The following is a 24,118-nucleotide window of genomic DNA, read 5'->3' as shown; positions in this document are numbered from 1 at the left end:
GGCGGGGAGGGGCGGAATGCGGGTCACGAGGGCGACGACGGAGGCCGTGGGCAGGCTGACGGCTCGCTGGGCCGGGACGGTCGAGGACGGCACCGTGTTCTCCGCCGTCGGAGTCTGGCCGTTGCTCGCCTTCCTCGCGGACGGCGCCGCGGGAGCCGCGCGGGCGGAGCTGGCCGACGCGGTCGGGCTGCCCGCGGAACAGGCGGCGGCCGCGGCACGGGAGTTGCCGGCCGCCCTGGACGCGATACGCGGGCTCGACGTGGCGCTCGGCCTGTGGACCAAGCGGACCCTGGAACTGCGCGCGGAGTGGGCGGCGGGGCTGCCTGCCGAGACGCACGGGGTGCTCACGGGGGATGCGGAGGCCGACCGCGCGGCGCTGGACGCATGGGCGGTGAAGCGCACCGAAGGCCTGGTCGACCGTATGCCGGTCGCGCTGACGGAGGACACCGAGCTGGTGCTGGCGAGCGCTCTCGTCCTGCGCACCAAGTGGCTGCGGCCCTTCGAGGAGTGGCCGCTGTTGCCGGAGTCGGGGCCGTGGCGGGAGCGGTCACTGCTGGGGCTGAGACGCGAGAGCGTGCTGCTGGACCGGGTGGGTGTCGCGGACACGCCCGACGGGTGCGTCACCGAGCTGAAGGTGCTGGGCACGAGCGGGATCGATGTGCATCTGCTGCTCGGCGAGGAGCGGATGACCGCGGCTCAGGTGGTGCGGGCCGGGGTGGACGTTCTGCTGCGCCGGCACCCGGTCGTGCCGGGCACCGGGCTGCCGTACGGGGACGTGGGGCCGGGCCTGCGGGTGCGGAAAGTGCGCTGTATGAGGCCGCAGCCGCCGACGCTCGACGTGACGACCGCGGCGTTCGACGTGACGGCGCGCCACGATCTGCTGGAGCGGCACGAATTGTTCGGCCTGTCGACGGCGCGGGACATCACGCGAGGGCACTTTCCCGGGATCAGCGGCTTCCCCCTGGCCATCGGATCCGCCGGGCAGTCCACGACCGCGCGGTTCGGCGCGCTGGGCTTCCGCGCCGCCTCGGTGACCGCCTTCGGAGCCGTGACCAGTGGAGCCATGCCCGACCTCCGCCAGGTGACGACCACCGTCGAGGCCACCTTCGACCGCCCCTTCGGCTTCCTCGCGGTGCACCGCACCTCCCGCCTCGTCCTCGCGGCGGGCTGGATCACCGACCCGCTGCCCTTTCCCGAAGACGAAGACGAAGACGAAGACGAATACGAGGACGAGGACGAGGACGAGGACGAGGACGAGGACGGCGCCTGGTGATCAGAACTGCAGCGCCCAGGAGACGATCTTCCCGGTGTCCTGGGCCGCGTTGTCGGTGACCCTCAGTTTCCACGTGCCGTTCGCCGTCTTCGCCGAGGCGTTCACGGTGTACGTGGTGTTGATGTCGTGGGTGCTGCCGCCGCTTCCGAAGGGCTTGAGCAGGAAGGGCGAACCGTCCGGCGCGATCAGCTGGACCCGGAGGTCACCGATGTAGGTGTGCTGGATGTGCACCTCGACTGCGAGGGCCGAGGGTGCGTTGCCGGGGACCCCGGTGACCGTGATCGGCGAGTTGACCGTGGTGAAGTCGTTGATCGGGTACTGGGTGTTGTTCACGAAGCGCGGCCCGGGCGGGGCCGTCGTACCGCCGACGACGTTGAGCAGCCGGTTGGGTGAGCCGGGGCCCGGGTCGAAGACGACGTTGGCGGACGCGGCGCCCGTCAGCGCGGAGGCGACCTGCGCGGGCGTGGCCGTCGGATGGTCCGCCAGATAGAGGGCCACCGCCCCTGTCACGTGCGGTGTCGCCATCGACGTACCGGACAGGACGTTCGTGGCCGTGTCGCTGGTGTTCCACGTGGACGTGATCCCGGAGCCCGGCGCGAAGAGGTCCAGAACCGAGCCGTAGTTGGAGTAGCCGGCCCGCATGTCCTGCGACGTCGTCGCACCGACCGTGATCGCCTCGGTCACATGGGCGGGCGTGACGGTGGAGGCGTCGGTGTTGCTGTTGCCCGCGGCGACCGCGAAGGGCACCCCGGAGGCGATGGTGTTGCGGACGGCCGTGTCGAGCGCGTTGTCGGCGCCGCCGCCGAGCGACATGTTGACCACGGACGGGCCGCTGCGGTGCTGGGCCACCCAGTCGATACCCGCGATGACCTTGTCGGTGGTGCCGGTCCCGTTGTTGTCGAGGACACGGATGGCGACGATCTTGGCCTTCTTGGCGACACCGTACGAGGAGCCGGCGACCGTGCCCGCCACGTGCGTGCCGTGGCCGTTGCCGTCCTGCGCGATGTTGTCGTTGTCGACGAAGTCGTAGCCGTACGAGGCACGGCCGCCGAAGTCGGTGTGGGAGATGCGTACGCCCGTGTCGACGATGTACGCGGTCACGCCCTGGCCCGCCGAGTCGGGGTAGGTGTACCTGCCATTGAGCGGCAGGGTCTTCTGGTCGATGCGGTCCAGACCCCAGGAGGGCGGGTTGGTCTGGGTCGTGTCGATGTGGAGGGTGCGGTTCTGGACGACGGAGGCGACGGAGGGATCGGCGGCGAACCGCTTCGCGTCGGCCGGGGTGGCCTGGACCGCGTACCCGTTGAGCGCCTTGACGTAGGTGTGCCCGACGGAAGCGCTGTACCTGGCGGCGAGGGCGCGGCCCCAGGGGGAGTCGGCCTTCGCCGCCTCCGGCTTGAGGACGACGATGTAGCTGTTGGGCACGGCATTGGCCGCGTCCGCGTACAGGATCCGGCCGTCGGGGCCGGGTGCCGCGTGCGTGGGGAGGGCGGAGACCAGGCCGACGGCCAGGGCCGCCGCGCCGATCCCGGCCAGTCTTCGCCGAACCTGACGCATCACTGCCATCCGAGGTCCTCCTCTTGGGGGTGCTCCGGGTGTTCCGGTTGGGGGTGGGCGGGTGCGCGAGGCGTACGACGATGCACGCGCGGGGGGCATGGGTGCAACACGGGCAAAGCGACGCAATCATGACATAACGTCAATACTGGGACAACAACTACCCTGCCTCCATGACACCTTTGCCGGACTGTTTCTGCCCGGCGGACGGCACGCGTGTGACCGCGCAGTCGCTCGCCTGGTGCTGCCCCGTCTGCCGCGGCCCGCTGGACCTGGACTTCGCGCCCACTCCAGCTCCACTCAAGTCCCTTGGCGGACGGGTGAATTCGCTGTGGCGCTACGCGGAGACGCTGCCGCTGGCCGGCCCCTCCGTGAGCCTCGGGGAGGGCCGTACGCCGCTCGTGGAGCTGACGGACGGCATCTCGGGCAAGCTCGACTTCCTGATGCCGACGCTCTCCTTCAAGGACCGGGGCGCGGTGCTGCTGGCCGAGCTGGCCCTGCGGCTGCGACCCCGGCAGGTCGTCGCCGACAGCAGCGGGAACGCGGGCACGTCGATCGCCGCGTACTGCGCCCGGGCCGCGCTGCCGTGCACGGTCTACGTCCCGGAGGGCACGTCACCCAAGAAGCTGGAGCAGATCGGGGCGCACGGGGCGCGCATCCGCGTGGTCGACGGCGACCGCGAGGCGGCGGCGCGGGCGGCACGCGAGGCGGCGGACGAACCCGAGGTGTTCTACGCCTCGCACGTGTTCAACCCGTACTTCCTGCACGGCACGAAGACATACGTCCACGAACTGTGGGAGGACCTCGGCGGACGGCTCCCGAAGGTGCTCGTCCTGCCCGTCGGCAACGGCACACTGCTGCTGGGCGCGGCCCTCGCCGTCGCCGAGCTGTTCACGGCGGGTCTGATCGGCCGCCGCCCGGCGCTGTACGCGGTACAGGCGGCGGCGGTCGCGCCGCTGGCTCACGCATGGGAGGAGGGCGCGGACGACCTGGTGGGCGTCACCCCCGTGGCCCCCACGTTCGCCGAGGGCATCGCGATCACCGGCCCGCCCCGCGCCCGCCAGATCCTGCGCGCGGTACGCCAGTCGGGCGGCACCTTCCTGACGGTGACGGAGGACCAGATCCGGCACGCCCAGCTGGACCTGGCGTCCCAGGGCCTGTACGTGGAGTCGACGGGCGTGGCGTGCTGGGCGGCGGTACGGGACGGGGTGCTGGGAGCGCGTAGCGCGGTGGTGCCGCTGTGCGGGGCGGGTCTGAAGACGGGGCTGGCCGGGGGCTGACGCCCGCGGCCCCCGCTCCAGGTTCAGCTCGGTCTCAGGATGACCGCCTGGCCGCCCGCAGGGGCCATCGCCACGCTCAGCGTGGTCGCCGAGGTGACGGTCCGCGTGCTCACCACCACTGGAGTCTGGTAGGGACTGCTTCCCGGTGTTCCGTCGGCGTAGACCGTGGCGGTGTAGGTACCGCCGCCGAGGAAGGACAACGGGATCGACAGGGTTCGGGCGCTCTCGTTCGTCATCGCCCCGAGGTACCAGGTGGTGCCGCTGCGCCGGGCGACCGCGATGTACTGGCCGATCGAGCCGGCCAGGGTCCGGCTCTGGTCCCAGGTGGTGGGGATGGCGTCGAACCAGGGCAGTCCCGGCCAGTTGGCGGTGTTCGCGTACTTGGAGGGCTGGTCGTACCAGTAGAGGAAGTTGAGCGGCTGGTAGTACACGGCCGCCATCGCCATCTGATGGGCGTTGGTCGTCTGGTCGCGCGACTGCCCGTAGCAGATCGTGTAGTCCATCGGCCCGCCGATGTTGCGGGCGAAGGGCAGCGTCACGTTGTGCGTGGCGGTCGGGAAGTGCTCGTTGCCCCGCACGCCCTCCAGGCTGACCCAGTTGGGGCAGGTCCGCTCGTAGCCGAACGGCCGCACGTCGTCGTGCATGTCGATCAGCAGCTTGTACGTCGCCGCCGTCCTGGCCCAGGCGATGATCTGGTTCGTCATCGCCTGGGTGCCGTCGTTGATGAAGCCCAGCTTGACGCCGGCGACGCCCCAGCTGCGGTAGAGGGAGAAGAGCGCGTCGGTGTCGGTCAGGGCGATGCGGTCGACGTAGAGGATGACGCCGATGCCCTTTCCGGTGGCGTAGGAGATCACCGAGGGCAAATCGATGGCGGGGATCGGCTTCGTGGCGTCGGTGGTGCTGGACTCGGGTCCGTACCAGCCGGAGTCGTACTCGATGTACTGCAGGCCGCGGGCGACGGCGAAGTCGACGCCCGCCATGCCGGCGGCGGTGGTCAGCTGGCAGCGGAAGACCTTGCCCGGCTTGATCCACGACGTGTCGGCGAGGGCGTTCGCCGGGGCCAGGTTGAGCACCAGTTCGGCGTTGTCCACCAGTTCGGCGTGCGTGGAGCCGATCACCACTGCGCGCCATGGCGTGGCGAACGGCGTGGTGACGGTGGAGACCGTCTGGACCGTTCCGGAGCCGCGTGCCGTGTGCTGCATCAGGTGGGCCGCGAGGGTGTCGGGTGCTCCCGAAACGGAACTCAGGCTCAGCCGCGGGTAGTTCAGGCGCGCCGACTCACAGACGCAGGCGATGAGCCCGTTGGCGTAGGTGGCTGTCAGCGGCAGGTCGGTCAGGGGGCCGGTGTCCGTGGAGGAGGTTCCCGTGGAGGGGATGGAGCCCGGGGCGACCGGCGTGTAGGCGTCCTCGTCCCGCGCGCTGTAGACGAGGGTGTTGTCGGGGAAGACGAACGTCGTCAGCTCGCCCGCGATGGTGGCGGTGTCTGTGTCGAGCAGGACGTAGCGGAACGCGACGCCGGACGCGTACGCCCGTATCTGCACGCCGAAGTTGACGGAGGTGCGGGTGTCCCGCAGGTTCCAGCGCATCTCCTGATAGGTGTCGGCGACGGTCGCGTTGCGTCCGTAGACCGGAGCCCAGGTGGTGTCGACGTGCCAGTGCTGGTAGTTCGTCAGCACGGCGTCGGTGCCGAGAGTGGTTCCGTCGCTCAGCCGCAGGCCCATGGCCGAACTGTCGATCACCGTCGCGCCGTTGCGCCTGGCCGACCACCGAAGCGCACCGCCGGTCAGCGACATCGTGATGGTGGTGGTGCCGTCGAGCGAGGTCGCGGTGACCGAGGCGTCGGCGGCCTCGGCCGGACGGGTGGTGGCCACCCCCAGTGCGGCCACCGATGCGGTGACGGCCGCTCCCTTGAGGACGCCGCGACGGGACACGTTCACGAAGCACACCGCCTGTCTCAACAAATCCGACCAGGAAGTAACAGAGCCTCACGGCCACGACGTTTCTAGTGCCGGATTGATGAGGGGTCAACGGGTCGCGCAGCAAAACTCCACCCGATCAGTCAAAAAACATCAACAAAATCGATCGCAATCCTTGACGCGGTGTTCGCCCTCCCCTCTCATGGACCCCCAAATCGCCCAGGAGAGGGAAGCGCATGCCCGAGAGAGCACCCCATACACCGGCCGGCCGGTGGCGCAGAGCCGCCATCGCCTTTCTGACACTGCTCGGAGGCCTCGCGGCACTCCTGCTTCCGGCGACCGAGGCACACGCGGCCACGGTGTCGTTCACGACGGGCGCGGCACGAACCGACCAGAACGGCAACGCACTTCAGCTGCACGGCCTCGGCATCATCAAGGTGGGCAGCACCTGGTACGGCTTCGGGGAGGACAAGACCGGCGAGACCTCGTCGGACACGTCGTTCCAGGACATACCGTGCTACACCTCGACCGACCTGGCCAACTGGTCCTACCAGGGCGTCGCCCTGGCAAAACAGAGCAGCGGTGACCTGGGGCCCAACCGCATCGTGGAACGGCCCAAGGTCATCTTCAACGCCTCGACCAGCACGTACGTGATGTACATGCACATCGACAGCAAGGACTACTCCGAGGCCAAGGTCGGGGTGGCGACCAGCAGCACCCCGTGCGGCCCCTACACCTACCGGGGAAGCTTCCGGCCGCTGGGCAACCTCAGCCGTGACCTGGGCCTGTTCCAGGACACCGACGGCACCGCGTACCTGCTGAGCGAGGACCGCAACAACGGCCTGCGCATCGACAAGCTGTCCGCCGACTACCTGTCCGTGGACAGTGCGGTGGCGGTGCTGGGCGGCAGTGGCAGCAACAGCGTCGAGGCGCCCGCCATGGTGAAGGTGGGCGGCACCTACTACGTCTTCGGCTCCCATCTGACGGGCTGGAGCCTGAACGACAACATCTACGCGACCGCCACGTCCCTGAGCGGCCCCTGGTCGGCGTTCCGGAACTTCGCCGCTCCCGGCACCCACACCTACGGCAGCCAGACGGCGAACGTCATCACCGTCCAGGGCTCCTCCGGAACCACGTACATCTACGCCGGCGACCGATGGGACACCTCCAACCTGGGCTCCTCCAAGCTGATCTGGCTGCCGCTGACCATCCGGGGGACCACGGTGAACCTCGGCCAGTACCCCACCTGGTCCCTCGACACCGCCGCCGGTACCTGGTCGCCCGGCAGCGGGATTCCCTCCGCGGGGGTCCACACCCTGACCAACGGCAACAGCTCCCTGCTGATGGACGTGGCGAGCGGCTCCACGGCAAGCGGCGCCAAGATCATCCAGTGGCCGTCCAACGGCGGCACCAACCAGCAGTGGACCCTGACGCGGGTGGCGGACAACGTCTACACGCTCAAGAGCGTCAAGAGCGGACTGTGCCTGGACGTACCGAACCAGTCGACCGCCACCGGTGTGCAACTGCAGCAGTGGACCTGCAACGGCGGGGCCAACCAGCAGTGGTTCCTCGACCTGGTCGGCAGCTACACCGGCAGCGCCTACCTGCTCGCCGGCGTCGGCAGCGACCTGGACATCGGCGTCGCGGGCTCGACCACGCAGGGCGCGGCGGTGGACCAGGAGACCGGCACCGGCGCGACCGACCAGCAGTGGGGTCTGTCCTGACCGTGAGCCGGTGACCCCGGTGTCAGTACGCGGGGCCGGACCTTCGCCGGGCCGGCCCCGCGGTCCCCGCACTCTTGCCTGATTCTTGACATAAGGCTCACATTGGTTGACAGTGCCGCAAACCCGACTTGCCCCGAATTGCCGATGGCGGTCACCGCAGGAGGGATCATGCCCAGTGCACAAACGCGCGGCCGGATCCACCGGGTCCGGGCCCATACGGCCGGCAGCGGAAGGGGCCGGCTTTCCGGCTGCCCGGTGATGTGGCGGACGGGCCAGGTCCGGGGGTGGAATCAGGCGTGAGGCTCAACGGCGTCGCCGCGCCCCCCGGCCACCCCGCTCCCGGCACCGGGCCCGGCCGGAAGGGGCTCAAGAGCGGCGCCCTCGGCATGTTCTCCTCGGTCGTCATCGGCCTGGCCTCCACCGCCCCGGCCTACAGCATCGCCGCCACGCTCGGCCTCATCGTGGCGGGTGTCGGACTGCAGGCCCCGATCGTCACCATGATGGCGTTCGTCCCGGTGCTGCTGATCGCGTACGCCTACCGGGAGCTCAACGCGAGCAACGCCGACTGCGGTACCACCTTCACCTGGGCAACCCGTGCCTTCGGCCCACGCACCGGCTGGATGGGCGGCTGGGGCATCATCGTCGCCGATCTCCTCGTCATGACGAACCTCGCCGAGATCGCCGGCATCTACGGATTCCGGTTGCTGGGCTTCGACGCACTGGCGGAGAACCGGTTGTGGACCACCGTGGCGGGCATCGTCTGGATCGCCGTGATGACCACGGTCTGCTACATCGGCATCGAACTCTCGGTCACCGTCCAGCGCTGGCTGCTGTGCCTGGAGGTGGGGGTGCTGATCCTGTTCGCCGTCACCGCGCTGGTCAGGGTCTACACCGGCGCTCCCCCGACGGCGATCCATGTGTCCGCCTCCTGGTTCAACCCCTTCGAGGTGTCCTCGACGAGGTCGCTGACCTCGGGCCTCCTGGCGGCGGTCTTCATCTACTGGGGCTGGGACACCGCCGTCACGGTCAACGAGGAGACCGTCGACAGCTCCCGCATCCCCGGGCGCGCCGCCGTCATCTCCACCGTGCTGCTACTGATCACCTATGCGCTGGTGGCCACGTCGGCGCAGGCGTTCGCCGGAGTCGGCAGCTCGGGCATCGGGCTGGGCAACGCCGGCAACTCGGGCGACGTGCTCTCCGGACTGGGCGACGCCGTCTTCGGCAGCCACGGGCCGGGGATTTTCCTGTCCAGACTGCTGATCCTGATGGTGCTGACGTCGGCGCTGGCCTCCACGCAGACCACGATCCTGCCCCTGGCCCGGACCGTCTTCTCCATGGCGGTCCACAAGGCCGTCCCCGCCCGGTTCGCCCGGGTCCACCGCAGGTTCCTCACCCCGACCTGGTCGACCGTCGGCATGGGCGCGGTCTCGATCGGCGTCCTGGTCCTGCTGACCACGTTCAGCGGGAACATCCTGGCCGACTCGGTCAGCTCGGTCGGCCTCGCGATCACGTTCTACTACGGGCTGACCGGCTTCGCCTGCGTCTGGTACCACCGCAAGGTCCTCACCCGCAGCACCCGGGACCTGATCTTCAAGGGCGTGCTGCCGGGGCTGGGCGGGCTGGCGATGCTCTCCCTGTTCCTCTACGCCACCTTCGACGTCTACGCGGACCCCGGGTACGGCGCGACCGTCGTCGACCTGCCGCTGATCGGGCCGACGGGCGGGGTCACGGTCGTGGGGCTGGGCGCCCTGCTGCTCGGCTTCATGCTGATGCTGGTGATCAGCCGTGGGCACTCGGAGGCGCTCAGACTCCAGCGGAGCCTGCTTCCGCACCACCTGCCGCCGCAGACCGCCCTCGACGAGTCGGCGGCCCGCTACCTGCCCGCCGACAGCGGGTCCGGCGTGGGCGGTGACTGGTTCGACGTCATCCCGCTGTCGGGCACCCGGGTCGGCCTGGTCGCGGGCGATGTGCTCGGCCACGGTCTGCACGCCGCCGCCACCATGGGGCGCCTGCGCACGGGCGTACGCGTCCTGGCCCGGCTGGACCTCGCCCCGGACGAACTCCTCTCCCGCCTGGACGACCTGGTCGAGCAGACCGCGCACGAGCAAGAAGCCGACCACGTCCCGGGCCACATCAGGCCGCACGCCGACGACGCCATGGGGGTGACCTGCGTCTACGCGGTGTACGACCCTGTCTCGGGACAGTGCAGCCTGGCGCGGGCGGGGCAGTCGCTGCTGACGATCGTGGACCCGTACACGGGCGTCGCCCACCGTCCTCAGCTGCCGCCCGGGCCGCCGCTGGGTATCGGTGGCCCGCCCTACGAGAGCACGGAACTGCAGCTCCCGCCGGGGAGTGTCATCGCCTTCTTCACGGACGGTCTCCTCCAGGCGGCCGACGGCCATGACGCCGGGCTCGCCCTGCTCGCCCAGGTCCTCGCCGATCACAGGCAGCCCCTGGAGGGGCTGTGCGACCGGGCGGTTGCCACGCTGCTGCCCGGGCCGGTGGACGAGGACGCGACGCTGCTCCTGGTCCGCACCCGCATGCTCGACCCGAACCGGTTCGCCCAGTGGGAACTGGAAGCGGACCCGGCGGTGGTCGGCGCCGTCCGCACCACCGCCGGCAAGCAGCTCGGCGACTGGGGGCTGGACGACCTGTCGTTCACCACCGAACTCATCGTCTCCGAGCTGGTCACCAACGCCGTCCGCTACGTCGGCGGACCGATCCAGGTACGCCTGATCCGTGACACCACCCTGATCTGCGAGGTCTCCGACACCGGGCACACCGCCCCGAATCTGCGCCATGCCGCGAGCGACGACGAAGGGGGCCGGGGCCTGTTCATCATCGCCCAGATGACTCAGCACTGGGGGACGCGCTACACGCCCACCGGCAAGACCATCTGGACCGAGCAGGCCCTGCCCACGGACCACTGAAGCTCCGTACGCCCCACCCCGCCACGCCGGTCGGCGATCTTCAGGGGCGCCAGTAACCGTTCCAACGCCTCGCGGCGGACCTGCGCGCCCGGTCCACCCGGGATCGGCCGCGATCGACGTAACGCCCGCGAAAGGGCCGACGTCCCGCACCGCCTCCCTGAAAGCCGGCGGCGGCACCTCGGACGACGGAACCTCACCGGCCGCCGGCCGCTCCGCGACCTCGTCCACCGACGCCACCGCGCTCCATTCGCCCTCCGCGTCCACCACTCGTCGTAGGACCACACCTGCCCGGTCGCGGGCACGACAACGGTCTCGGGCACGACAACGGGTGCGCCGCTGGACACGGACCGAGGCCGACGGCCCCTCCCCGGTGCGCCGCCGCCCTGTGACGGGGTCGGCCTGCGCGTCGTCCGGCCGCTGCCGGTGCACGGATGCGTCCGGGGTCGGTGATCCCCGGGCGAGCCGCTGTTCCCACTTATCCGCTTGAGGGCGGGATTGTGCGGGAAGTGTCCCGGGAAGCCGGGGCCGCCGGGTGGGGGGCGGGCCAGGCAGTGTGGGGGGAGGCAGGCGCATGGAGGATGGTGGCCAGTGGGCTCCGGAGGAGATCGGCACTGTCAGGGAGTTCGCCGAACGGCTCACCGCCCTGCGGGAAGGTGCGGGGCTGACGATCCGGGACCTGGCGAAGGCGGTCGGGGTGCCGACCAGCACGCTGGGGGACTACTACGCGGGGCGTCATCTGCCGCCGGTGCGGCAACCGGAGCTGCTTCCCGCGCTGCTGCGCGCGTGCGGAGTCGTCGACGAACGCGAACACCAGGCCTGTCCGCCGCGTTGGGGCGATTACGGCGCCGGGCGGGGCGCGGTCCGGGCGTCGCGCCCTACCGGGGCCTGGCTTCTTTCCGGTCCGAGGACGCCGACTGGTTCTTCGGCCGTGAGGAGCTGATCCGCACCCTCGTCGACCGCCTGGCCGGCAGTCCCATCGCGGGCGAACCTGCCGTACGCCCAAGGCCGCGCCATGCAGGGGACGGTGAGGCGGCATGACCCACTGCAGCCGTCGCAGTTTCATCCTGCACGCCTGGTTTTACGAGCGGCCCCCGCCCGCGCTCCCGCCCGTCCCGTTCTGACAACGGCCGTACGGGGACCGCGTCCTACGACATCTCCGCGGTCCGGCCGTCGGCCATGCCCAGACGGGCCTGCTCGTCCTCGACGATCCGGCGCGCCAACTCCGCGTCCGACACGTCGACGGCGTCCGGGGTCGTCTCCGCCACCACACTGCGGCGCGCGTAGGCGTCGAACAGGCGGGCCTTCTTCTCGAGCATCGTCACCATCTGCTCGTCCACGCCGCCCGTGGCGAGGAGGCGGTGCACCCGGACCGACCGGACCTGCCCCATGCGATGGGCCCGCGCCACCGCCTGGTGTTCGATGGTCGGCTTGATCTGGGGCTCGCAGATGATCACGACGGAGGCCGCCTGGATGTTCAGGCCGACGCCCGCCGCCTGGATCTGCGCCAGCAGCACTGCGGGACCGGACACGGCCGCGAACTCGTCGACGACCAGTTGGCGGCGCGCGGGCGGCACGCTCCCGGTGAGCGGACCGAACACCGGGCCACCGACCTGCGCCCCGGTGTCCACGGCGTCCTTCACCACGCCCAGGACATCCCGGAAGTTCGAGAACACCACCACCTTCAGCCCGTTCTCCCCGGCCTCCTGGACCACCTCGCGGAGCCGGCCGAGCTTGGCGGACTTCTCGGGACGTGCGTACGCCGCCCTGCGCATCGCCATGAAATTGCCGGCGTACACAGCCTCACGGTAGGCGGCCTCGTCCGAGGCGCTCAGCTCCTCCCACTCGTCCGTGTGCTGGAGGCTGGGCAGTTCGGTCAGCACGTCCACCTGGTTGCGGCGCAGATACACCGGGGCGACCTTCTTCCGGAAGGCCACGGACCCGGCCAGTCCGTCCCGGTCGCCGAGGCGTTCGCCCAAGCCGGGATCGAGCATCCGGACCAGGCTGCGGAACTCGGCGACACGGTTCTCCATCGGCGTACCGGTCATGAAGAGGACGCGTTCGCAGCTCTCGGTCCACTGGGCGACGGCCTGGGAGCGCAGGGCCTTGGGATTCTTCACGGAGTGGGCCTCGTCGACGACCAGCATGCCGACCTCTCCCCCACCCGGGGGCGGGAATCCCCGCAGGGCGTCGAAGGTCGTCACGCCGACCCCGCCCCGGCCCTTCCAGTCGGCGAACGCGTCCTGCCGGTCCGGGCCGTGCAGAGGCATGACGCGCAGTGTGCTGCGGGCCTCGATCTCCCGCGTCCAGTTCACCAGGACGCTCGCCGGGCAGACGACCATGAAGTGGCTCTGCCCCTCGGCGGCCAGATGCGTCAGCGCGGCAATGGCCTGGATGGTTTTGCCGAGCCCCATCTCGTCGCCGAGGATCACCCTGCGCTGCGCAAGGGCGAAGCGGGCGCCGAACGCCTGATAACCGCGGAGTGACACCCGGCGGTGGGAGTCGTCGAGCCGCTGTCCCCGTACCCGCTCGGCGATGTCGTCCGGCAGGAAGCCCTCGGCGGCGGCCGCGTCGGGAGCGTGACCGGAGATCTCGGCGAGCAGGCTGTAGTACTCGGCGGAGCGCAGCTCGAAGTCGACCCAGGCCGCGATGTCGGTCGAAGGCCCTCGCAACAGGTCCACCGACGCCTGGGCGAGCAGCTCCGGCGTGCCTGCCTGCGCCGCCTCGTCGGCGAGTGCACGAATCTCCTCGACGGCCTCCAGCGCGCGGGTTCTCCTGGCCCGTCCGGCCAGCAGCATGCGCAGCCGCCCGGCGGCGGGCCTGGCATCGGCCAGCAGCGGGCCGAGCCGTTTCGACAGGGCGGCAGCGGTGTCGACCGCGCGCCGTGCGTCCGGGCCCGCTTCCACCAGTACGTGCAGAGCCATGACGAGCGCGGTCGTTCGCGGCTGAGGCCTGTCCACATCGATGTGCACGGCGACGGTCTCGTGAACGGCCTCGGACAGCCGGTTGGCGGCGGCGATGATCTGGTCGGCGGTCCGCTGCCCCACTCCGGGGATCTGCCGCAATCGATAGGGGCCGGCTTCGAGCACCTTCCGGACCGTGCGCAGTCCGCTCTTCTCGACGTGCCCCAGCCGCAGCCGTCCGCCGGTGGCGTCCTGGAGCCGGGCCACGGGCATGGCGTCGAGAGCCTGCTCCACCGCCGCGTCATGGATCGGCTTCAGTGCCGCCCGTGCCGCCTCGACCGCCCTGTTGTGGTCCCCGACCACCGCCTGTGCCGCCTCTTGCAGTCGCGCTCCCCTCGCGACCGCTTCCCGCTCACTGCGCCCCATCCGGCCCCCTCTCCTCGCGCCCCCGCATCCTCCCACCCACCGGCCGGCCGGGAACCGGCGGACGGGGAACCGGCGGACGGGGAACCGGCGGACGGGGAACCGCAGGGACGAGGTCCTCCGGGCCTCCCCTTAGGTTGGTGCCGTCGAACCCGTCCCACCTCCCGCTGGAGAGACCGCCGGTGACATCGCAGAGCCCCACCGTGGAAGCGCTCATATCCGAACTGCCCGCCTTCGCCGGCCACATCCGTACGGCGACCCTGCTCCGGCCCTCGTCCGGCGCACCGGGCGTCGGGGACAGTTCGGTCGGCGGCCCCCTGCTGTGGCCCGTCGACGAGCCGTGGCCGGTGTGCCGGGCCCCGCACCTGGTGGAGGTCCGCGAGAAACTGTCGGACGAGGACCGGGAGACCTGGCAGCGGATGGACCGTGCCATGCACGCCAGGCACCTTGAACAGCCGCACCGGGCCTACGAGGTCACCGAGGAGGAGGCCGAGATCCAGCTCCGGATCATGAACGGCGCGGGCGCGCTCGACATGATCACCTGGGAGACGATCCGCATGGCGCCGGACACATCGGGTCCGGGCGTTCCGATGGTCCCCGTCGTGCAGCTCTACGAGCGTGACGTCCCCGGGGATCACTGGCCGGACGGGGCCGACGTCCTGCAAGTGCTGTGGTGTCCCAACGACCACGACGAACTCCCGGGCCAACCCGGCTACTACGGACCGGCGGTCGAGATGCGCCACCGCGCCTCGTCGGCAGTGGGCGCGGTCCTGGATCCGCCCCGGCCGGACCGTACCGACCACGGCTATCTGCCGCATCCCTGCGTACTCGACCCGCTCCGGGTGACCGACCTGCCGGATCAGGACGAACTCCCCGATGACCTCGTGGAACAGGGCAGCGACTGGGCCGAGGCGCACGGCATCGAGTTCCACCGTGGCCTGGCCTGCCGGCCGGGGTGGAAACTGGGCGGCTGGCCCAGCTGGCACCTGACCGACCTCGTCCCGGTCGACTGCGCCTCCTGCGGTACCAGGATGCGGCTGTTCCTGACGATGGACAGCAGCAACGAGGGCCCGGGGATCAACGTGGGCCGCTTCGGGGAACTGCGCGTGTTCGTCTGCCCGACGGACGCGTCGCACACCATCCGGCTCAACATCCAGTGACATAAACGCCGCACACCGGTCACGTCGGTATGTGCCCTCCACTGCCCGTCGAACCAGGCGGTGTCTATCCTGATCCGGAAGCGTCGATGCACACGTGACCGGCACCGATGCCACGGGGCGTTCGCGGCACGCACGGCCGCACGGGGGAAGGTTGACTGATGGACTGGTTCTGGTGGGTGCTCATCATCTTCTGGACAGGCGGCTTCGCCTGGCTGGCCGACAATGTCCGCACCGCGCTGCGCAACCGGCACGAGCGGAAGATGGAACTGCTGGAGGCGGCGAAGCAGGAACGCCTGGCCGTCGAGGCGGCGAACAAGCCGCCGGAGCCGGTGTGCGGGTGTACGCACCACCTGGCCAAGCATGACAAGAACGGCCGCTGTCACGAGCGCGTGGAGGTCCCGACGGCCTGGGACGAGAACAAGAAGCCGGTGCGCTACGAGGCCGGACAGTGCAACTGCCAGCAGTACGTGGGACCTCAGCCACTGTCACAGGTGTACGCCGAGGAACTGACGGACCGGATCTGACAGTCATGGCACCTGACCTCGGACCGGACCGTGTGCGGCGCACAGTCTTCCGGTCGGCGCTGTGTCTCGCCGGCGCGGCGGGGCTCGCCGGCACCACGGCCGAAAGCCTCGCCGGCCCCGGCCCCGCCGAGTTCTGGATCTACTTCACGGTCCAGAGCAATCTCCTTCTGACGGTGTTCTTCGCGGCCCTGGTCGTGCGCACGCTGCGGGGCGCGGGCCCCGAAGGGGCCTTCCTGGTGGCGGCCAAGGGCGCGGTGACGCTCTACATCCTGATCACCGGCACGGTCTTCAACCTGCTGCTCGCCAATCCCGCCAGCCCCTTCTACCAGCAGCAGAAGGAATCGCACTACACGTGGCACAGCGTTCTGCTGCACGTGGTCACACCGCTCATGGCCCTGCTGGACTGGCTGTTCTTCGGCCCGAAGGGCGCGCTGCGCCGGCGGCACGCGGTGCTGTGGCTCGCCTATCCGCTGGCGTATCTGGTCTTCGCACTGACCCGGGGCGCCGTCGTGACCCGCGGCACGCGCTACCCGTACCCCTTCCTGGACGTCGCCGGTTCGGGATACGGGCAGGTGAGCGTCAACTGTCTTTTCCTGGCGGGCGGTTTCTATCTGCTGGGCCTCGGCCTCGTCACCCTCGACCGCAGATACGCGCGCAGTGCCGCACCCGCGGTCGCGGTGGTGCAGACGCCCGACTGAGAAGGCCGTTCGCTCAACCGGTCCGAGCGATCGCGGCCGCCACCTCCGGGACGAACGCGGCGGTGACTCCCAGATCCGTGGCACGGGCGTAGGCGGGGTCGCCGGTGTAGCGAGCCAGATCGCCCAGCGCGCGCAGACCGTAGTAGCCCGAAGGCGGGTCGGAGTCCGGGCCGGGAAGAGCGGTGCCGGTGGACGGCAGCGATCCGGCGACCACTGCGGAAAGGCTGCGTTCGAAGAGTTGGTGGCAGTTCTGCACCCCGCGCAGCAGCACCTGGTGGTACCGGGCGTCCGTGCCGATGGTGAACCGCTGCTCCGCCAGGACCCGTCCGGTGTCGATGCCGTGGTCGACCTCGTGCAGCGTGGCGCCGTACTCGGTGTGGCCGTGGAGGATCGCGAAGAGGACGGCCACGGAGGACAGTCCGCGGTGCTGGGGCAGAAGGCCGTTGTGGATGTTGTAGATGCGCAGGCCGGACTCCAGCAGCGGTGCGCGGAAGAGCATCAGGTTGTTGATGGACCAGACGATCCCGTCCGTGCACTCCTTGCGGAGACGCTCCTCGTGGGCATTGATGTCGGTGGTGTGCAGGAAGGGTGCCGTCGTGGCGTCGGCGGGATCGTCCGAGCACACGAGATCGACGCGGTGGCCGACGGTGAGGGTGTAGTCGACGGCGCGCTGGAGGAGCGCGCCCCGGCCGACGAAGATCATGTGGTGGCTCCGGGGTTGTGTCCTGCGTTGGCGGTGCGGACGGCGGCGCACACCCGCTCGACGGTGACATTGCGCAGCAGGCCGTGCACCGCCGTCTGGAAGGCCTGCTGCCCCTCCTCGTGGACCAGTTCGGCAGCGACCTCACTCAGCATCAGCAGCAGCGTCAGCGAGTCGCCGCCCAGTTGGTGGAACGCGTCGCCGGGCCCGATGGAGCGGTCCGCGGCGCCCAGGACACGCGACCAGACCGCCGCCACGGCGGTCGTGAGCGGGTCGCCGTCCGCTGCCGGGGAGGTGGGCTCCCGGGGCGGCCGGTCCTCCTCGAAGGGTGACGGGAGGGCCGCCTGGTCGATCTTGCCGTTGACGGTCAGCGGGAAGGTGTCCACGACGCGGACGGCCGTGGGGACGAGATGGGACGGCAGCAGCCGTGCCGCCTGATCGCGCAGCGCCTCCGGCTCGGGGCGGCTGCCGCCGGTGACCGTCACCCAGGCACAGAGCAGTGGTTCGCCCGCGGGACCGGGGCGCGCGGCGGCGACCGCGCGGGTCACCTGGGGATGCCGTTCCAGAACGGCCTCGACCTCCCCGGGTTCGATCCGGAACCCCCTGATGGACAGCTGGTCGTCGGTGCGTCCGAGGAACTCGAGGGCGCCGTGTCCGGCAAGTGTGGCGAGGTCGCCGGTGCGGTAGGCACGGGCGCCGTCGGCGAGGCGGACGAACCGCTCGTGGTCGAGCTCGGGCCGGCCGAGGTAGCCGCGAGCGAGCTGAGCACCGGTCAGATGGAGTTCGCCGGTCTCGCCGGGGCCGACCGGCCGGCCGTCCCCGTCCAGCAGGACGGCCTCGGTGCCGTCGACCGGCAGACCGATGGGTACGGCGGCCCGGTCGCCGTCCGTCTCCGGGTCGAAGGTGTGGACGACGCAGCCGATGGTCGCCTCGGTGGGGCCGTACTCGTTGAAGATCCGGCAGCCGGGTCCGAACAGACGCTGTGCCCGCGCGGCCGCGGGTCCGCGCAGTTGCTCGCCGCCGACCACCAGGGACCGGAAGCCATCGGGCTCGGCACCGAGGGACGTGAGCAGATCGAGGTGGGCCGGGGTGAGTTTGAGGGCGTTCGCACCGGAGCGGGTCAGCAGCTCCGTGAGGGTGCGGTGGCCGACTTCCCCGGGTACGAGAGCGATGCTGCCCCCGGCCAGCAGCGGGAGGAAGATCGCCGTGCCGGTGAGGTCGAAGGCGAGTGAGGTGAAGAGGGCGAAGCGGGACGTCGCGTCGATCCCGTAGCGCTCCCCCGCCCACCTCGCGTACGCCACCAGCGCGCGGTGCTCGACCTGCACCCCCTTGGGCACGCCGGTGGAACCGGAGGTGTAGATCACGTAGGCGACGGAGTCGGGCGCCGCGATCTCGCCCGCGGGTTCGGCCCCTTCGACCGGCAGCCCGTCCAGTGCGAGAACCGGGATGCCGTCACCGGGCAGGGCCTCGTGCGCCTCACTCACCAGGCAGATGGCAGCGCCCGAATCGGCCAGCAGGGCGGCGATCCGGGCCGGCGGGTGCCCGGGATCCAGCGGCAGATACGCCGCGCCTGCCTTGAGCACCCCCCACAGACCGGCGATGGCCGCCGGGGTGCGGTCGGTGAGCAGCCCGACGACTGCCCCGGGCCCGATACCCCGGGCACGCAGCTCTGCCGCGACCGCGTCGGAACGCCGGTCGAGTCCGAGGTAGCTCACCGGGCCTTCCGGACCTGTCAGCGCCACCGCGTCCGGGGTCCGCCCGACCTGGTCCCGCAGCATCGAGGTCAGGGTGGCGGGGGCCTGCGACTGTCGTGCCCGGCCCCCGCCGACCCGGCGGTCCCGGGCGGGCGACAGGGTCTCGCAGACCGCGTCCAGCAGCGCCTCGGCGTCGGCGGTGTCCTGGCCCTCTCCCGCCGACACCACCAGCTGTGTGTGGCGGCCGAATTCGAGCGTCGTGAACGAGACGGGGACGAGCGGCACCTGGACCGGCAGGGAGTACACCGTGTCCGCCTCGAAGCCCGGTGCGTGCACGGCCTCCGGCTCGATGCGGCCGAGATGGCTGACCAGAGCCGTGCAGGGAAAGCGGCCGAGCGCGGAGAAGGCGGCGCCCGCGGTGCTGCCGAGGAGGTGCAGCGCGCCCCGCGGCAGCCGCAGCGCATGCCGTTCCTCACCGGCGGCCAGTTCCTCGTCGGCGAGGAGTGCCCCGAGGAGCTTCTCCCGCCACTCGGACCAGCCCTGGCCCGGCCCGCCTTCCAGAAAGACCGGCAGGGTGAGATTGCCACTCGCCCGCAGACCGGGGCGGTGCCTGCGCAGATCCACCGGAACCATCACACGCGCGGCGGCGCCTGAGGCATCGGTGACGGCCGCGGCGATCTTCGCCACCAGGTCGTGATGGACGCCGTCGAGGGTGCGCCGGGCCCAGTGGGCTCCGGCGCGCGGGGAGGCCGGCGAAGGAGCGCCCGTGCGGCGCATCCCGCCGAGCGGGGAGGGCCAGTTGGCCTGCTGCCGCCGTCTGCGGCGCGCGGCACCGGTGCCGGTCAGCTCGTCCAGGAGGGCGAGGTCGTACAGGGGGGAGGCCGCGCCGACGAGCTCCTCGCCGCGCAGGGCGCGGAAGACGTCGAGGGCCCAGCAGAGCAGGCCACGGCCGTCCATGACCGCGTGGTGCGCGCGGAACACGAGCGTGGTCGGCTCCCCCGCCGCGACAACCACCTCGCAGCTGCGGCCCGTGCGGGGTTCGAGCGGCGCGAGCAGTCCCTGGCCGAGATCCGTCACCTCCCTGACGGCCGGAGCCCGGCCGCTGTCCACCCAGGTCCGGCCGGCCAGCGCCAGGCGCGCTCCGGGGCACGCCCGGGACGCCTCGGCGACGGCTCGCCGCAACGTGCCGGGCTCGATGGTGCCGCGGCCCTCGACGACCAGCTGGATGACGAACGGCGCCCCCTCGCGCCGTTCGAACGCCAGGTAGAGCCACTCGTTGGGGGACACCGGACGCCGGAAGCGCTCCCGGTGGTCCGTGCCCTCGGGCCTCGTGGTCACCTCATCGATCCGCTCTCGCATATCCCTTCCGGAAGCCCTTCGCATCTCGCGCTCCGCGCGTCGGACAGTGCTCATGTCGCCCCCCGGCGCACCGAGCGCACGAATTCCTCCACCCCGCCGATCGACGCGGCCCAGTCGGCCAGCTGCCGCAGTCCCGCCTCCTGGCTCATCCGCGGTACGTAGCCGAAGTCCCGCTCCGCCGCCCCGGTGTCGTAGGTCGCGGAACGGGTGAGCAGGGCCATCGAGTACCTGCTCAGCGGGGGCTCTCTTCTGGCCGCGAGCGGGGGCAGCCGCCACAGCAGCTCTGCCACCTCCACGAGGGCGTCCCTGACCGGCACGGGGACACGACGAGTGGGCGGTCGGCCCCCGAAGATCCCGGCGACGCGGGCGAGGAAGGCCCACAGGTCGGTCCGCTCCGCGTCCGCGACGAAGTACGCGTTGCCGCCGACGCGTTCCGCGGGGGCCGCGGCGGCGAGCAGACAGGCGTCCACCGCGTTGTCGCAGTGACACAGCGACACCAGCACCCGCTTGCCGCCGGAGAGGTCGGGCAGCCGTCCGTCCAGCATCCGTGCGAGCAGCTTGGGCAGGAAGCCGGAGTGGTCGCGCGGCCCCCAGATGCCGCGCGGGCGCAGCGCGCACGTGGTGAACCCGGGCCGGTTCGCGGCCCGTACGCGTTGCTCGGCCACGGCCTTGGTCTCGGAGTACAGGTTCAGCCAGCGGTCCGGGTAGGGGGTGGTCTCGTCGATGCCGAGACGGTCGCCCTCGTCCTTGCGCATCAGGGCGCTGGGGCTGCTGACGAACACGAACCGTGCAACGCCCGCCCCGGAGGCGGCGTCGAGCAGCCGCTGGGTTCCGGCGACGTTGGCGTCCCAGAACTGGGCGCGGGTGCCGTGGTCGGCGGCCCTGGCCGCGCTGTGGAAGACGACGTCAACCCCTTCGGAGGCCCGTCGCAGGGCCTCGGCGTCGCCCAGATCCCCGTGGACCAGTTCCACACCCGGGACGGTGCGCAGCCGGGCCACGTCGCTGGTGGGGCGTACGAGCGCTCTCACGTGGTGGCCCTCGCGGACGCAGGCGTCCACAAGGTGGCCGCCGAGAAAGCCGGACGCCCCGGTGACCAGGACTTTCATGGCGTCGCCCCCGTCGGGACCGCCGGCAACTGCCGCCACCAGGTGGCCCCGTAGACCATGGTGAGCCAGACCGTCATGGCGGTGGAGCGGCCGGCCGCCCTGCCCCGGGGCAGGGCCTTGGGGATCTGGGCGGCATGCACGACGATGCTCAGGAACGCGTCGATCCACCACACCGCCGCCAGCGGTACGGCGCCGAACGGGCGGACGGTGCCGTAGAGCAGATAGGCCCAGCCCGCCAGCGGTATCGCGCGCAGGGCACGTGCCTGCCATCCGTGCCGCCCCGGGCCCGGGGCGAGCCGGCGTCCGGCCCAGCGGGCCAGTTCCTCGCGGTTGATCTTGGCGTTGTGACGGACGTCGACCGGGAAACCGGGATGGCGCAGGAAGTCCCGCAGTCCTGTCGTCGCCCGGCTGCTGTCGGCCAGGGTGTGCAACTCGCCCTGCATCGCCCGCCACTGATCCTCGTCGACGCCCGGTTCGGTCTCCACACAGACCACGGGCCGCTGCCCGACGCCCACCAGTGCGCTGCGCCGTACCAGGGGGTGGGCGTTGAACACGCCCTCGCAGCACACGGTGTACAGGTCCTCGTCCGCCGTGCGCACCCGCTGGGACCTGCGCCCGCAGAACCACAGCCGCCCGTCCGCGTCCAGGTAGCCGAGGTCGCCGGTGCGGTGCCAGACACGCTCCGGCTCGCCGTCTCCCCGGCGCTCGCGGATCTTGTGCAGTGCGTCCGCGGCCGGGTCGCGGTGGTAGCCCGGGCTCACCGAGTCCCCGGCCACGACGATCTCGCCGACCTGCCCGGCCGGCAGAACCCGGGCGGCCTCGAAACCGGGCAGCGGATCGTCGGTCACCGCGATGGTCCGCAGGTCGAGACCGGCGAGCCGGCGACCCACACAGGTACCCAGGCCGAGGGCGCTGCGGGCCGCCGTCTCCTCGAGGATCTCGGCGGACTCCAGGGAGGAGATGGGCAGTACCTCCGTGGCCCCGTAGGTCACATGAACCTGGGCCTTCTCGTCGAGCACTGCGCGGAGTGCGGCCACCACGTCGGCAGGTACGGGCGCGCCTCCCGAGACCACGCAGCGGAGCGCGGGCAGTTCGGCGGGCCGCTGCGTCAGGTGTTCGCCGAGGGCGCGCAGCAGGGCGGGCGAGGCGAACATGGTGGTGACGTCGAAGCGGGCCAGCGCGTCCACCAGCGGGCCCGGCTCGGCGTCGGCGACCCTGGACGGCGCCACCGGGGCGAGGACCAGGGTGGAGCCGAAGACCAGATCGAACATGCCGAACAGCGGCAGGGTGATCAGGGATACGTCGTCGCGGCCACGGTCGTGCGCGGACTGCAGCTCTCGGGCCATGGCGACGCCCATCCGGTGGGTGAACTCCACGCCCTTGGCCGGACCGGTGGAACCGGTGGTGAACCCGATCATCATCAGGTCGTCGCCGCCGACGTGGTTGCTGTCGCCTCCGGGCGCGGTGCCGCGCAGCTTCTCCAGGGTGTGGCCGCCCCAGAACCAGCGGCGTCCCAGCGTCACTTTGATCCGGATACGGGCGAAGGTACGGCGGCTGAGCACCCGCACCGCGTGGGCGACCGGCGGCCCTATGAAGGCTTCGGCGCCCACCGCCCGGTAGCAGTGGAGCATCCGTCGCACGCCCATGCCCGGGTCGACCACGACCGGAACCGCGCCGAGCCGGAACAGCGCGAAGGCGAGCGCGAACAGGTCGGGGCCGGGCGCCGCCATCAGCACCGTACGGGTGCCCTTGGTGATGCCGATGTGCGCCAGCCCGGCCGCGAGGCCTTCGACCTGCTCCTGGAGCACGCCGTAGGTCAGTTCCCGGTAGCGGATCCTGCCGTCCGGCTCACTGCCGTCCGGGTGGATGATCGCCGTCTTCGAGGGGAAGAGGCGAGCGTTGCGCTCCAGCAGGGTGGCGAGGCCCTCGGTGGAACCGTTCAGAGCAGTCATCGGGCCGGGGTCACCGGTCCTGCGGCCGGTAGCTCACGCAGGCGGCGCTCGGCCCCGCTCCGGCAGTGACGAGCAGCAGCTGGTCCTTGCCCTCGGGCAGACTGCTGTGCCGGGCTCGCAGGTATCCGACGATCGGGGCGGCGGTGTGCGGTTCGCCGTCCGCCCCCTCCGCCGCGGGCGCGAGAACCGACCCGGGGTCCAGGCCCAGGCGGCTCGCGAGCCGGTCGGCGAAGTCGGGCGCGGCCCTGGTGCACAGCAGCAGGGTGCGGTCCAGATCGAGCCGCTCCGTGGCGGCGTACTCGTCCACGGCGTCGGCTGCCAGGCCGAGCAGCGTCTCCACCCGGTCGGTGTCCCGCTCGACGGTGATCATGCCGCGGCCCCCGGTCCCCATGGCCGCGGTGTTCAGATAGCCCCGGGTGCCCACCGGGCCGTCCCCGCTCCGCAGATGGACGGGACCGAACCCGCATCCGGGCTCGGCGGCGCGTTCCAGCAGCAGTGCCCCGCCGAGGTCGGCGTAGGGGTAGGCGTCGTCGTCCGCCGCACGTCCGCCGGGATGTGCGTCGGCCGCGGTGATCAGCACCCGCTCGGTGGAGCCTGTCTCCAGCAGCGCGTGGGCGACCTGAACGGCGTTCAGGACTCCGCAGGCGCCGTTCATCAGGTCGAAGGAGAACCCGGCGACGGGCATCGGGCTCGCGAGGTAGTCGAGATTGATGCCCACCTCCTTCTGGACCAGCGCGGCGATGGCGGGTTCGAAGGTGTTGGACTCCCGGTAGACGCCGACGTTGATCAGTACGCCCACCGAGTCGGGCGAGAGCCCGGCTTCCGCCAGGCAGTCCCGCGCCGCCCGGGAGGCCAGCTCGACGGCGGAAGCGGCATCGTCGGACGGGAGCGGCCGGACGGTCCTGGCGGCCTTGACAACCATGCTCAT

General features: G+C 71.2%; 17 protein-coding genes. 9 read left to right on the top strand and 8 right to left on the bottom strand.

The genetic code is table 11. From position 1 onward, the window contains the following. Window positions 1-16 precede the first annotated feature (16 nt). Complete coding sequence (locus tag ABT186_RS35530) at window positions 17-1,273, top strand: serpin family protein (protein WP_351928571.1); 1,257 nt, start codon at window positions 17-19, stop codon at window positions 1,271-1,273. On the opposite strand, the gene ABT186_RS35525 is transcribed toward ABT186_RS35530, so the two are convergent. Next, window positions 1,274-2,836: a S8 family peptidase gene (locus ABT186_RS35525; protein ID WP_351228865.1), complete on the bottom strand. Its 1,563-nt coding sequence runs from the start codon at window positions 2,834-2,836 to the stop codon at window positions 1,274-1,276. 161 nt (window positions 2,837-2,997) lie between these two features. On the opposite strand from ABT186_RS35525, the gene ABT186_RS35520 reads away from it, so the two are divergent. Beyond that, window positions 2,998-4,104, top strand: a complete 1,107-nt coding sequence (locus ABT186_RS35520) for a pyridoxal-phosphate dependent enzyme (RefSeq protein ID WP_351928569.1) — start codon at window positions 2,998-3,000, stop codon at window positions 4,102-4,104. Between the two features lie 23 nt (window positions 4,105-4,127). Here the strand turns inward: ABT186_RS35520 and ABT186_RS35515 are convergent, their stop codons facing one another. Next, window positions 4,128-6,041 (bottom strand): glycoside hydrolase family 97 protein, encoded by a 1,914-nt coding sequence (locus tag ABT186_RS35515; protein WP_351228861.1) that lies wholly within the window; start codon window positions 6,039-6,041, stop codon window positions 4,128-4,130. Window positions 6,042-6,256: 215 nt separating this feature from the next. Here ABT186_RS35515 and ABT186_RS35510 point away from each other — a divergent pair, with 215 nt between their 5' ends. From ABT186_RS35510 to ABT186_RS35495, 4 genes are all read left to right on the top strand, one after another. Then, window positions 6,257-7,744, top strand: a complete 1,488-nt coding sequence (locus ABT186_RS35510) for an RICIN domain-containing protein (protein ID WP_351928567.1) — start codon at window positions 6,257-6,259, stop codon at window positions 7,742-7,744. Between the two features lie 296 nt (window positions 7,745-8,040). Beyond that, window positions 8,041-10,674, top strand: a complete 2,634-nt coding sequence (locus ABT186_RS35505) for a SpoIIE family protein phosphatase (RefSeq protein ID WP_502973426.1) — start codon at window positions 8,041-8,043, stop codon at window positions 10,672-10,674. A gap of 571 nt (window positions 10,675-11,245) precedes the next feature. Next, on the top strand, window positions 11,246-11,614 hold the full coding sequence (locus ABT186_RS35500) for a helix-turn-helix domain-containing protein (RefSeq protein ID WP_351928565.1): 369 nt from the start codon (window positions 11,246-11,248) through the stop codon (window positions 11,612-11,614). Next, a complete protein-coding gene (locus ABT186_RS35495; protein WP_351928585.1) occupies window positions 11,560-11,712 on the top strand; it encodes a hypothetical protein in 153 nt (50 codons plus the stop codon). The genes ABT186_RS35500 and ABT186_RS35495 overlap by 55 nt, the downstream gene beginning before the upstream one ends. A gap of 107 nt (window positions 11,713-11,819) precedes the next feature. Here the strand turns inward: ABT186_RS35495 and ABT186_RS35490 are convergent, their stop codons facing one another. Next, complete coding sequence (locus ABT186_RS35490) at window positions 11,820-14,000, bottom strand: DEAD/DEAH box helicase (RefSeq protein WP_351228855.1); 2,181 nt, start codon at window positions 13,998-14,000, stop codon at window positions 11,820-11,822. Window positions 14,001-14,179: 179 nt separating this feature from the next. On the opposite strand from ABT186_RS35490, the gene ABT186_RS35485 reads away from it, so the two are divergent. The 3 genes from ABT186_RS35485 to ABT186_RS35475 all read left to right on the top strand — a co-directional run bounded on the left by ABT186_RS35485 (window position 14,180) and on the right by ABT186_RS35475 (window position 16,379). After that, window positions 14,180-15,157 (top strand): hypothetical protein, encoded by a 978-nt coding sequence (locus ABT186_RS35485; protein WP_351228853.1) that lies wholly within the window; start codon window positions 14,180-14,182, stop codon window positions 15,155-15,157. Between the two features lie 158 nt (window positions 15,158-15,315). After that, window positions 15,316-15,681 (top strand): hypothetical protein, encoded by a 366-nt coding sequence (locus ABT186_RS35480; RefSeq protein ID WP_351228851.1) that lies wholly within the window; start codon window positions 15,316-15,318, stop codon window positions 15,679-15,681. A gap of 5 nt (window positions 15,682-15,686) precedes the next feature. After that, on the top strand, window positions 15,687-16,379 hold the full coding sequence (locus tag ABT186_RS35475; RefSeq protein WP_351928563.1) for a Pr6Pr family membrane protein: 693 nt from the start codon (window positions 15,687-15,689) through the stop codon (window positions 16,377-16,379). A gap of 13 nt (window positions 16,380-16,392) precedes the next feature. Here ABT186_RS35475 and ABT186_RS35470 read toward each other — a convergent pair whose 3' ends face one another. The 5 genes from ABT186_RS35470 to ABT186_RS35450 form a co-directional block, all read right to left on the bottom strand. Continuing rightward, window positions 16,393-17,082, bottom strand: a complete 690-nt coding sequence (locus ABT186_RS35470) for a formyltransferase family protein (RefSeq protein ID WP_351928561.1) — start codon at window positions 17,080-17,082, stop codon at window positions 16,393-16,395. Beyond that, on the bottom strand, window positions 17,079-20,111 hold the full coding sequence (locus ABT186_RS35465; RefSeq protein ID WP_351928559.1) for a non-ribosomal peptide synthetase: 3,033 nt from the start codon (window positions 20,109-20,111) through the stop codon (window positions 17,079-17,081). Before ABT186_RS35465 ends, ABT186_RS35470 begins: the two co-directional genes overlap by 4 nt. Window positions 20,112-20,182: 71 nt before the next feature. Next, window positions 20,183-21,238, bottom strand: coding sequence for an NAD-dependent epimerase/dehydratase family protein (locus ABT186_RS35460; RefSeq protein WP_351928557.1), 1,056 nt, complete (start codon window positions 21,236-21,238; stop codon window positions 20,183-20,185). After that, window positions 21,235-23,190: a fatty acid CoA ligase family protein gene (locus tag ABT186_RS35455; protein WP_351928555.1), complete on the bottom strand. Its 1,956-nt coding sequence runs from the start codon at window positions 23,188-23,190 to the stop codon at window positions 21,235-21,237. The genes ABT186_RS35460 and ABT186_RS35455 overlap by 4 nt, the downstream gene beginning before the upstream one ends. A 10-nt stretch (window positions 23,191-23,200) precedes the next feature. Further along, a complete protein-coding gene (locus ABT186_RS35450) occupies window positions 23,201-24,118 on the bottom strand; it encodes a hypothetical protein (RefSeq protein ID WP_351928553.1) in 918 nt (305 codons plus the stop codon).

This window comes from Streptomyces sp. NPDC001634, from assembly GCF_040298185.1.
In the GTDB taxonomy this organism is placed as follows: Bacteria; Actinomycetota; Actinomycetes; order Streptomycetales; family Streptomycetaceae; genus Streptomyces.
The sequence above is the reverse complement of the archived record's forward strand: the minus strand, read 5'-3'. Positions and strand labels throughout refer to the sequence as shown.

Coding starts and splice junctions, on each gene's coding strand:
- ABT186_RS35475 (WP_351928563.1), top strand. CDS start 15,687: ATGGCACCTGACCTCGGACCGGACCGTGTGCGGCGCACAGTCTTCCGG.
- ABT186_RS35460 (WP_351928557.1), bottom strand. CDS start 21,238: ATGAAAGTCCTGGTCACCGGGGCGTCCGGCTTTCTCGGCGGCCACCTT.
- ABT186_RS35500 (WP_351928565.1), top strand. CDS start 11,246: ATGGAGGATGGTGGCCAGTGGGCTCCGGAGGAGATCGGCACTGTCAGG.
- ABT186_RS35525 (WP_351228865.1), bottom strand. CDS start 2,836: ATGGCAGTGATGCGTCAGGTTCGGCGAAGACTGGCCGGGATCGGCGCG.
- ABT186_RS35470 (WP_351928561.1), bottom strand. CDS start 17,082: ATGATCTTCGTCGGCCGGGGCGCGCTCCTCCAGCGCGCCGTCGACTAC.
- ABT186_RS35520 (WP_351928569.1), top strand. CDS start 2,998: ATGACACCTTTGCCGGACTGTTTCTGCCCGGCGGACGGCACGCGTGTG.
- ABT186_RS35490 (WP_351228855.1), bottom strand. CDS start 14,000: ATGGGGCGCAGTGAGCGGGAAGCGGTCGCGAGGGGAGCGCGACTGCAA.
- ABT186_RS35530 (WP_351928571.1), top strand. CDS start 17: ATGCGGGTCACGAGGGCGACGACGGAGGCCGTGGGCAGGCTGACGGCT.
- ABT186_RS35480 (WP_351228851.1), top strand. CDS start 15,316: ATGGACTGGTTCTGGTGGGTGCTCATCATCTTCTGGACAGGCGGCTTC.
- ABT186_RS35455 (WP_351928555.1), bottom strand. CDS start 23,190: ATGACTGCTCTGAACGGTTCCACCGAGGGCCTCGCCACCCTGCTGGAG.
- ABT186_RS35450 (WP_351928553.1), bottom strand. CDS start 24,118: ATGAGCATGGTTGTCAAGGCCGCCAGGACCGTCCGGCCGCTCCCGTCC.
- ABT186_RS35510 (WP_351928567.1), top strand. CDS start 6,257: ATGCCCGAGAGAGCACCCCATACACCGGCCGGCCGGTGGCGCAGAGCC.